This window comes from Psychrobacter sp. W2-37-MNA-CIBAN-0211 (assembly GCF_040309405.1).
GTDB lineage: Bacteria > Pseudomonadota > Gammaproteobacteria > Pseudomonadales > Moraxellaceae > Psychrobacter > Psychrobacter glaciei.
This window is the reverse complement of the sequence record NZ_JBEOOU010000017.1, coordinates 69,661-80,095: the sequence shown is the minus strand read 5'-3', so window position 1 is coordinate 80,095 and position 10,435 is coordinate 69,661. Positions and strand designations below refer to the sequence as shown.

At 42.4% G+C, this 10,435-nt stretch carries 7 protein-coding genes; 4 read left to right on the top strand and 3 right to left on the bottom strand.

The features are described from left to right. The first annotated feature begins 637 nt into the window (after positions 1-637). From thrS to rnr, 4 genes are all read left to right on the top strand, one after another. On the top strand, positions 638-2,572 hold the full coding sequence (gene thrS / locus AAEY72_RS13235) for a threonine--tRNA ligase (protein ID WP_352310865.1): 1,935 nt from the start codon (positions 638-640) through the stop codon (positions 2,570-2,572). Positions 2,573-2,595: 23 nt separating this feature from the next. After that, on the top strand, positions 2,596-3,099 hold the full coding sequence (gene infC, locus AAEY72_RS13230; protein ID WP_010197324.1) for a translation initiation factor IF-3: 504 nt from the start codon (positions 2,596-2,598) through the stop codon (positions 3,097-3,099). Between the two features lie 363 nt (positions 3,100-3,462). Beyond that, on the top strand, positions 3,463-4,707 hold the full coding sequence (locus AAEY72_RS13225) for a toxic anion resistance protein (protein WP_010197321.1): 1,245 nt from the start codon (positions 3,463-3,465) through the stop codon (positions 4,705-4,707). Positions 4,708-4,846: 139 nt separating this feature from the next. Beyond that, positions 4,847-7,114 carry a ribonuclease R gene (gene rnr, locus AAEY72_RS13220; RefSeq protein WP_352310863.1) on the top strand — a complete coding sequence of 756 codons (2,268 nt, stop codon included), beginning with the start codon at positions 4,847-4,849 and terminating at the stop codon, positions 7,112-7,114. Between the two features lie 88 nt (positions 7,115-7,202). Here the strand turns inward: rnr and AAEY72_RS13215 are convergent, their stop codons facing one another. The 3 genes from AAEY72_RS13215 to hisA all read right to left on the bottom strand — a co-directional run bounded on the left by AAEY72_RS13215 (position 7,203) and on the right by hisA (position 10,123). Continuing rightward, complete coding sequence (locus AAEY72_RS13215; protein WP_010197317.1) at positions 7,203-7,493, bottom strand: hypothetical protein; 291 nt, start codon at positions 7,491-7,493, stop codon at positions 7,203-7,205. Between the two features lie 85 nt (positions 7,494-7,578). After that, on the bottom strand, positions 7,579-9,225 hold the full coding sequence (locus AAEY72_RS13210; protein WP_352310861.1) for a mechanosensitive ion channel domain-containing protein: 1,647 nt from the start codon (positions 9,223-9,225) through the stop codon (positions 7,579-7,581). A 160-nt stretch (positions 9,226-9,385) separates the two neighbouring features. Then, positions 9,386-10,123 (bottom strand): 1-(5-phosphoribosyl)-5-[(5-phosphoribosylamino)methylideneamino]imidazole-4-carboxamide isomerase, encoded by a 738-nt coding sequence (gene hisA, locus AAEY72_RS13205; RefSeq protein ID WP_010197307.1) that lies wholly within the window; start codon positions 10,121-10,123, stop codon positions 9,386-9,388. Between the last annotated feature and the right edge of the window lie 312 nt (positions 10,124-10,435).

The following is a 10,435-nucleotide window of genomic DNA, read 5'->3' as shown; positions in this document are numbered from 1 at the left end:
TGGGTTATTAATGTGTAATCTACACACTAGTTACTTCCAGCTCGTCTTGATGAGGGCGTATTATAGACGCTTTAAATTCTGTGTCAACCATTTTACTGAAGGTTTTTAAATTAATTCTGCGATACCTATAATACTTTATATATTTCAATTATTTAGCTACAAATTATTAAAAGTTAAAAGTTGAAGTTAGATTCTAAACATAGTCTTTGGCGTTTAGCTCCTGTCTATTATAGATAAGCTCAGTATACCCCTCAAAAACTGTGAATGATTTTATTACGCTATGAAATATACAGTTCATCTGTAGCTACGGATCACGCCTATATTCATCACTCTTGATATTGATCAAAGCACACCTGTATATAGAAGATGACCTAATCCCTTGCTATCTAGTGTTTATAGACGGTTTTTGCTATAATAGCCGCTTTTATAACATTGCTTAAGAGCAGCTCTGCTTAACCTTAATATAGAAGGCAGCTTGTTTTCTATTATCGTGACGCGATTATATGTCTGCGCTTTTAAGTAATGCCTATCTCTTACAACATATCACAGTGGTTGGATATAATTGACGCAGTCTTACGGTTACATGATTGATTGTTGCAATCATCACTGCCAACGGACGCAAAAAGGTGAATAGATTATGGTAGCGATTACTTTACCCGATGGTAGCGTAAAACAGTTTGAAGGCAACACGACTGTCATGGAAGTGGCACAAAGTATTGGTGCAGGACTTGCCAAAGCGACGGTTGCGGGACGTGTAGATGGTCAGTTGGTTGATGCCTCTGATCCAATCACCCGTGATGCCAAGGTAGAAATCGTTACCCCAAAAGATGCTGATGGTGTCGATATCATTCGTCACTCGGCGGCCCATCTATTAGGGCACGCAGTCAAGCAGCTCTATCCTGATGTAAAAATGGTCATCGGTCCGGTGATTGAGGATGGTTTTTACTATGACATTTATAGTGAGACGCCATTCACACCTGAGAATATGGAAGCCATAGAAAAACGTATGGTGCAGTTGATAAAGCAAGACTATGACGTTATAAAGAAGATAACGCCACGTGCTGAAGTGATTAAGATTTTTGAAGAGCGCGGCGAAGATTATAAGCTCAAGCTGATTAATGATATGCCCGGTGAAGAAGCTTTCGGTCTATATCATCATCAAGAATACGTCGATATGTGCCGTGGCCCGCATGTGCCAAACACGCGATTCTTGAAAGTATTTAAATTGACGAAAATGTCTGGTGCTTATTGGCGCGGCGATGCTAAGAATGAGCAGCTGCAACGTATCTATGGTACAGCATGGGCGGATAAGAAAGATCTAAAAGCGTATATCCAGCGTATTGAAGAAGCTGAAAAACGCGACCATCGTAAGATTGGTAAAGCGCTTAATTTGTTTCATATGCAAGAGCAAGCACCCGGCATGGTGTTCTGGCATGCCAATGGCTGGACGATCTATCAAGTACTTGAGCAATATATGCGCAAAGTACAATATGATAATGGCTACGAAGAAATCAAAACGCCACAAATTGTTGATCGTAGCTTGTGGGAGCGTTCTGGACATTGGGGCAACTATGCAACCAACATGTTTACAACCTCGAGTGAAAACCGTGATTATGCCGTAAAACCGATGAATTGCCCTTGCCACGTACAAGTCTTTAACCAAGGTCTGAAGTCTTACCGTGACTTGCCTTTACGTATGGCAGAGTTTGGCTCATGTCACCGCAACGAGCCATCAGGCTCATTGCATGGTTTGATGCGTGTTCGTGGCTTTACTCAAGATGACGCGCATATCTTCTGTACTCAAGCGCAGATTCAGCAAGAAGTCGCTGATTTCATTAAGCTAACGCTTGCAGTCTATGAAGATTTCGGCTTCGATAACATTATTATGAAACTCTCGACACGTCCTGAAAAACGCGTCGGTAGCGATGAGTCTTGGGACTTTGCCGAAAAAGCTTTGGCCGATGCACTTGATAATTCAGGGCTTGATTGGGATTATCTGCCAGGTGAAGGCGCGTTTTATGGTCCGAAGATTGAATTCAGTCTAAAAGACTCGTTAGGACGCGTGTGGCAGTGCGGTACCATTCAGGTTGATCCGAATATGCCAGAGCGCCTCGATGCGGAATTCGTTAACGAGCAAAATGAGCGCGAAGTACCTATTATGCTACACCGTGCAATTTTGGGTTCGTTCGAGCGTTTTATCGGTATCTTGATTGAAAACTATGCGGGTTGGATGCCAGTATGGCTAGCACCACAGCAAGTAGTCGTCATGAATATAACCGATAAACAAGGCGAAGCTTGTGAAAACGTCGTCAGTGAACTAAAAAATGCAGGTTTGCGCGCCATTAGTGACTTGCGTAACGAAAAGATTGGATTTAAGATACGAGAGAAAACATTAGAACGTATTCCCTATATGCTAGTATTAGGGGATAAAGAAGTCGAATCGGGCAGTGTTAATGTCCGTACTCGCGAAGGTGAAAACCTTGGCGTGATGAGCGTTCCTGAATTTATTGTATTAGTACAGACAGCTGTCGCTGAGAAAGGCCGACAGAACCCAAAAACAGATGAGGAGTAATACCTATTAAACAGTCCAACCGTTTGAACATCAACGAAGATATCAGTGCCAAAGAAGTCCGTCTGGTCAAAGAAGACGGTGAACAAATGGGCGTGGTCGATATCGACACCGCGATGAAAGCGGCACGTGAAGACAGTCTAGATTTGGTTGAATTGGTTCCTGAAGCTAAGCCGCCAGTATGTAAAATCATGGATTATAAGCATTTCCTCTATGATCAAAAGCAAAAGGCAAAAGAAGCTAAGAAAAACCAAAAACAGACTCAGCTCAAAGAGATGAAGCTACGTCCAAGTACCGAAGAAGCCGATTATCAGGTAAAACTGAGAAAAATCGTTAGCTTCTTGGAAGATCAAGACAAAGTTAAAATTAGCATCCGTTTCCGCGGACGTGAAATGGCGCACCAAGATATTGGTCGCAAACAACTTGATCGTATTATTGAAGATACCGCTGATATCTCAAACGTCGAGCAGTACCCTAAGATGGAAGGTCGTCAAATGGGTATGCTGCTTGGACCAACTAAGAAAAAGTAATCTATTCGTTAGATGACTGTTAGTGGTGGCTGTAAGTTGACATGGTTTTAAGTTGACGTAGATATTTATAATCTTAACCATCAATATGCTGCGGGATATTGGTGGTTTTTTACTATTTAACCTTACAAATAATAGTGTCATAAACGGTTCCATAGATATATTAAACTGACCATGATTTACAAAATCTGTCTTCTCAGTCTTTTAATTACAAGGTAGTCTAAAGGTCTGTTGTATATCCATTTCTTCCTATGCAAGAAATCTTGTGCAAATAAAAATTATCAAATGTATAAAGATACCGTGTACCACGACTATTGACGTTGTTGGCAAAAAACACTGCCTCTCTCAGATATTATAGGAAACTTCATGCAAGAATTGACCCCACCCGAAAACGCCTCTACGCCAAGTATCTCTCTAACACCACCTGAACCGGTCAAAGAAATACAAAAAAGTGAAGCTGATCAGATGGTCAAGTTGGATGAAAACCAGATCCCAGAACTTGATGCCAAGGTCGATGCGTTCGTTGATCACGTACTGAATAACTCTGTACGTAGCGCTGAGTTTCAACAAAACGTGCAATCTATTCATAATTTGGGCAATAAAGAAATCCGCGAATCAGCACAAATATCCAATCGTATGTTAGCGTTGCCTGCGAAAAGCCTCAATGACAGCTTGTTCGATAACTCCCCTATTGCAAAATCATTGACTGAGTTACGCGGTATCGTCGAAGATTTGGATCCGAGCAAAAAAGAGCTGACCAGCTCACGTAAATTATTCGGTCTCATTCCATTTGGCAATAAAGTACAAGATTACTTCCGCCAATATGAATCAGCACAATCACATATTAACGCGGTGGTCACCAGTCTATATAATGGTAAAGATGAGCTACTCAAAGACAATGCGATGATTGAGCAAGAAAAAGTCAATATGTGGGAGCTGATGCAATCTATTCGCCAGTATGTCTACGTCGGCAAAAAAATCGATGAGCAACTAGAGCAAAAAGTATATGCCATAGAGGCAACTGACCCTGAAAAAGCTCGTATTATTAAAGAAGAGATGCTGTTTTATGTACGTCAAAAAAATACGGACTTTTTAACCCAGTTGGCGGTTAATGTCCAAGGTTATCTGGCGCTTGATACCATTCGTAGAAACAATCTAGAGTTGATTAAAGGTGTAGATCGGGCGACCACAACCACCGTATCTGCGCTACGTACGGCTGTCGTCGTTGCACAAGCGATGACCAATCAGAAACTAGTACTTGATCAAATTACTGCTTTAAACAAAACGACAAGCAGCTTAATTGAATCAACCTCAGCCATGCTCAAACGCCAGTCTGGTGAAATTCATGAGCAAGCAACCAGTAGCACTATTGAGCTTGATAAACTACAAAATGCCTTTAATAATGTCTATGATACGATGGATATGATCAGTAATTACAAAATTGAAGCGCTAGAAAATATGAAGCAGACGGTCAATACTTTGACCACTGAAGTCGATAAAGCGCAAAAATATTTGGATAAGTCTAATCAAACGACAGTATTAGAAGTATCGAAAGAGATAGATAGTAAAAAAATAACCAATAAATCAGGTACAGTCGATATCGACATTTGATTTTTTGATAGTTGTTGCCGATTAAAGATGACAACTTCCTGCTACCGAATACACTTAAGACAATTGACGCAAGATATTGCCATGTCGTTCGTGTTAAGATAGCCATTATTAATAATTTTAAAAATAGATACGGTAATTTATGAGTTGGAACGATCCAAACGCCTCAAGTGAGGCAAAAAAATATGACAATCCCATTCCTAGTCGCGAGCTGATACTCGGCACGATTAATGAGCATGGCGAAGTCACGCATCAACAATTGGCAAAAGCCTTTAATATTGATGATCCTGATCAGTTTGACGCTTTAGGCAATCGCCTAAAAGCAATGGCACGCGATGGACAAGTAAACCGAGAAGGTCGTCCTTATCGCTACCGCACAGTGACCAAGCAAGATATCGTAACGGGTACAGTATCCGCGCATCCAAAAGGTTTTGGTTTCGTGTTACTAAGCGACATGCCTGACCTATTCTTGCACGAAAAACAAATGCGCTGGGTCTTTAATGGCGATACCGTTGAAGCGGTTGGTACCTCAACGGATAACCGTGGTCGTACCGAAGGGCGTATCGTCGATGTCGTCGAGCGTCGTCAAAATAATTTCATCGGTACGCTTGCGCGTGATGAAGATGGCTACTGTGTTGAGCTTGGCAGTCCCAATAACCATCAGCCGATTACAGTGACTGAAGAGAATGTGCAAGCTCTCGAAGTTAAGCAAGGCGCACCAGTCAAAGTAGATATTATCGACTGGCCAAATCAGCATGAGTTTGCCACTGGTAAAATCACTGAAGTCTTATCTGATGATAACGATCGTGAATTAATCATCGAGACTACCCTGCTCAACTACGACATTCCGTCTGATTTTAGTGAAGCGACGCTTAAACAGGCCAATGACTATAAAGAGCCGACTGAAAAAGATATAAAAGGTCGTACAGACTTGCGTGATTTACCTCTCATTACCATCGATGGTGAAGATGCGCGTGACTTTGATGATGCCGTATTTGCTGAAAAACGCTCTGGTGGTAACTATCGTGTCTTGGTAGCGATTGCTGATGTGAGTCATTACGTCACCCCAAATTCGCCACTTGATCAAGATGCTTATGAGCGTGGGACGTCAGTATATTTCCCACATCGCGTGATCCCGATGCTACCTGAAGTACTGTCTAACGGTCTATGCTCATTGAACCCAGACCTTGATCGTCTATGTATGGTTGCTGATATCAAGATATCTCGCGCAGGCAAGGTCACCGGTTATGATTTTTATCCTGGAGTGATTCATTCACAAGCACGCTTGACTTATAACCAAGTGAATGCCTATCTTGAGAATCCAAAAGATCCTAGTATCCCTGATTCATTAACCGGCAATAAAGCAGTCAAAAAATCTGTCGATACCCTGCATCAATTGTATGAACTACTACTGCAAAAGCGTGAAGAGCGTCATGCAATGGAGTTTGAGACGGTTGAAACTTATATCAAGTTCAATGAAAAAGGTGGTATCGCAGCCATCTTGCCGCGTACTCGTGGTGATGCACATAAGCTTATTGAAGAGTGTATGCTGCTCGCCAATACCTGTGCTGCCAATTTTGCGCTAAAAAATGAGCTACCGGTCCTATATCGTAACCATGATAAACCTGATGGCGAAAAATCGTTACGTGTCCATGAATACGCGAAAAACTTTGGTTTAAGCTTCCCAGAAGAAAACCCAACGCAAGCGGATTATCAGCGGATTATCGAAGCCACCAAAGAGAGACCTGATGCGATTAGTATCCATAGCATGCTATTGCGCTCAATGATGCAAGCGAATTATTCGCCTGACAATATTGGTCACTTTGGTTTGGCTTATGACGAGTATAGCCACTTTACCTCGCCGATTCGCCGTTATCCTGACCTCATGCTGCATCGCGCGATTAAAGCAAAAGTGACTAAAAGTCAGCAGCCAGCGATGGACTTCTCTTTAGAAGGTGCTGGCACACAGACTTCAGATACTGAACGCCGTGCTGAAAAAGCATCGCGCTACGTAGAATCTTGGCTCAAGTGTCATTATATGAAAGATCACGTCGGTGAAGAGTTCGACGGTGTGGTGACAACGGTTACTAGCTTCGGTTTATTTGTGACCTTAACTGACCTATATATCGATGGCTTGGTTCATATCTCTAATGTCGGCGATGACTTCTTTGTCTATGATGAGCAGCAACAGCAACTCATTGGTAAAGATAAAGGTACGTTATTTGGCTTGGGCGATTTGGTCAAAGTAAAAGTAGCTGGGGTCAATATGGATCTGCTACAAATCGACTTTGATCTTAAAGCGAAGCTGCAATCTAGCGAGATGAATCAAACGAAAAAAGATCAGCCAAAGAAGAGCCCCGCTAGAAAAAGCAGTAGCCGAAACAATAAAGGCGCAAGCAAAAAAAGCTAACTCTCAATAAGAACTGATCGTAATAAAAAAGGCTAAAGTTTATCTTTAGCCTTTTTTTGTGCGCGATGAGTAAGTGATAACTGGTCAACTACTGCGCAGCACTCATCTGCTCTACGCGCTCTTGACTGACCTGCTCTGCTTGCTCTATTTGGGCAGTGGCATTATCGAGAATGGCTTTAGGCTGCTTACCAAGAGGCTGGTTTGCGATATCTGTGGTAACGTTCACGGTATCTTCAGAGCTGATAGTAGTGTCCGGCGATGTGGTGCTACTGGTCGCCGCCGCTATCCGACTCTCGTGGCGATTGCTATTAAACATGTTAAAACCAATTAAGAGAACAATACCAGCTAGGGCGAATATAATCAGATGCTTCATTTGCATAAAAATGTCTCGTATATTTTATATGATAACTGTCTTATACGTTTCACTGCATTTTTTATGCCTAGTTTTAAGATTGCTTAGATATTTATTCTTGCGGACTATTATTACTCAATAAATCGGTCTCATCTGAATTTTCAGCAATTTCTTGTTCGACTTTTTCCATTAACTTTTCGTCAGGACGGGCGCTCAACACCTCTTCAGCACTACGTCCTTGCAGAATATATTTAGCGCGGGCTTTGGCTTGTTTTTTGTCTTTGTCATCAGCACTGCTATTCTCGACTTTATTGATATCTATAGATTCTGGTGTCGTCGGTGTAATCGTCATATCAGCATTAGTCCCATTAGCTTGGTTAGAGCGGTTATTGCCTTGCAGATGCTCCAAAGCTTTTTCTAACTCATCATTAAAGCGTAGACGATAGATGGGTTCAGGGAGACTAAATCCTTCGTTCTCTAAGGCGTGCTTGGTTTCGCGTATGGCAATACTGCGTGCTTTGGCAAAATCTGTTTCTGATTGATCCACCCAGATCTGAAACTCTAGAATAATATTGGAGTCGCCAACATTGGTAATGACCGCAATGGCTTTGGGTTCATCTAAAACAAAATCCAACTGACATATCGCATCGATACCAACTTTAATGGCCGCAAGTGGGTCGTCATTGGCATCGACACCCAACTCAAAGGTAAAGCGCCGTTCAGGGTTTTTGGTGTAATTTAGAATAGTGCCTTTAAAGACTTCGGCATTTGGAATACGTAGCTGATTGCCATCTAAAGTCATCAAAATCGTCGCACGTGAGGTCAAACGCACCACAATGCCTTCTTGCCCGTTGATGACAATCTGATCACGAGCGCGAAACGGCTGACGAATACTCAGCATCAAAGAGGCAATATAGTTCTCAATGGTATCTTTGACCGCAAAACCAACCGCGATACCAATGACACCAGCACCGCCAAGTAACGTGCCTAATATCGTCTCTGCCCCTATCAAACTCAGCGCTAAAATCAAACCAAAAATAATAAAGATTACTTTGACGGTTTGTGCCAACAGTTCAGCGACGAAAGGATTGGGCGTGAGCCGTTGCCACATTTTTTTTCGATTCGAAAACCAACTACCAAACCATGTGACCAAGCCAAAGATAACAATACCAACCAACAGTAAGGGCACGGCTTTGACTAGGTTTTTAACTTGTGCTTTAAGACCTTGATAAACCGTCGTGACATTATCCTGAACATCCAGCGTTCGATTGATATTGTCCTCGACGGTGACCACATCCGTCAAACGATTGGTCAAATTAAAGGCTTGTTGCGCCTTTTTTTCGTTGGGAGTTTCTCCTGCTAACGTCACAACGCCTTGAGTAACGCTGACACTGACCGCCTGCAGCCCTTCTATTTCAGAAAAAATACCGTTGATACGTTGACGAATGTCATTGTCTTTTAGAGGGGTAGGTGTGGTTTCGATTTGAGCATTGTTGGTACTCTCGCCACTAATCACAGGTGGATCGGCAGGAGGTGGCAAACTTTGTGAGTCGGCTTCTACAGAGGTCTCGCCTTCTGTGGCAACAGGATTAGGCACTTCTTCTAGCGTACTCTCTATACCCAAGGCCGTCGTGACACTTGCTATATCTTCACCAGCAGCGTAAGCGGGTAAAGTAAAAACGAGGCTTAGTAGTAACAGCAGCTGACCCCATACCGTTAAAAACTTGCGTGTCATTAGGCGGTCAAGATAAGCGGCCATAAGCATCCTTTGCTCAGTGTTTTTGCTGGGTAATATTACGATTAAAAACTAGCAAGTGTCCTCAGTCTAAACGTGCAGAACTTAATGGGAGCAACTAAATGGGCTAAAAATTAATATAGCCCATTATTAACCATTTAAACCCATTAATTGTCTAAATCAATTAGCTATCTAAATAACGTTGTGCTTCCGCTAAGTCCAACGTGCCTTCATAGATAGCGCGGCCAGTAATAATGCCTTCAATACAATCACCATAAGGTTTAAGCAATTCGATATCTTGCATATTGGTCACACCGCCCGAAGCAATCACTGGCAAGCCACCTTCGCGCGCCAAATTGACTGTCTGCTCGACGTTGACACCCTGCATCATGCCGTCACGGGCAATATCAGTATAAACGATTGAAGACACGCCCACATCGGCAAAGCGTTTGGCAAGCTCGGTGGCTTTGGTGTCTGTCACATTCGCCCAGCCATGAGTCGCCACCATGCCGTCTTTGGCATCGATACCTACGATAATATGTCCAGCAAACTCGCGGCAAGCCTCGGTCACAAAATCAGGATCTTCAACCGCTTTGGTGCCAATAATAATATAGGTCAGTCCGGCAGTGATGTACTGCTCAATTGTGTTCATATTACGCACACCGCCGCCCAATTGAATAGGCAGCTGCGGAAAAGCTTTGGCGATGTCGTTGACAACTTGCTTATGTACTGGCACCCCATCAAATGCGCCGTTCAAATCGACCAGATGTAACCGGCGCGCGCCCTCATTTACCCAACGTGCTGCTACAGCGACAGGGTCATCTGAAAACACCGTATCATCTTCCATACGGCCTTGTTTTAAGCGCACACATTTACCATCTTTTAAATCAATAGCGGGGATAATGACAGGGACAGCACACATATAGCATTCCTTATAAAACGTAATATTAAAAAATAAGAATAAACGGCAAAGTAAAACAATAAATCAGTTAAACAGTGATAAGCAAGCCTCATTCAAAAAATGATCTGATAGAAATTGGCTCTCAAAACCGACTCACGATTATCTTAAAAACTTTATGATCGTGTAGTATGAATAAATAAAAATATCGACAACCATAACCATAAGTTTGAGCACTAGAAGGTACTAGCAACATTAGGTAAATTCAATTACTAACTGGCAATTTTAGGTCAATTTAGCGTATAATCCTAGGTAAATTTGTATTTGTTTCTAAGT

Bases quoted from the DNA above. Each gene is read 5' to 3' on its own strand.
- thrS (WP_352310865.1), top strand. From the start codon at position 638: ATGGTAGCGATTACTTTACCCGATGGTAGCGTAAAACAGTTTGAAGGC.
- AAEY72_RS13225 (WP_010197321.1), top strand. From the start codon at position 3,463: ATGCAAGAATTGACCCCACCCGAAAACGCCTCTACGCCAAGTATCTCT.
- rnr (WP_352310863.1), top strand. From the start codon at position 4,847: ATGAGTTGGAACGATCCAAACGCCTCAAGTGAGGCAAAAAAATATGAC.
- AAEY72_RS13215 (WP_010197317.1), bottom strand. From the start codon at position 7,493: ATGCAAATGAAGCATCTGATTATATTCGCCCTAGCTGGTATTGTTCTC.
- AAEY72_RS13210 (WP_352310861.1), bottom strand. From the start codon at position 9,225: ATGGCCGCTTATCTTGACCGCCTAATGACACGCAAGTTTTTAACGGTA.
- hisA (WP_010197307.1), bottom strand. From the start codon at position 10,123: ATGTGTGCTGTCCCTGTCATTATCCCCGCTATTGATTTAAAAGATGGT.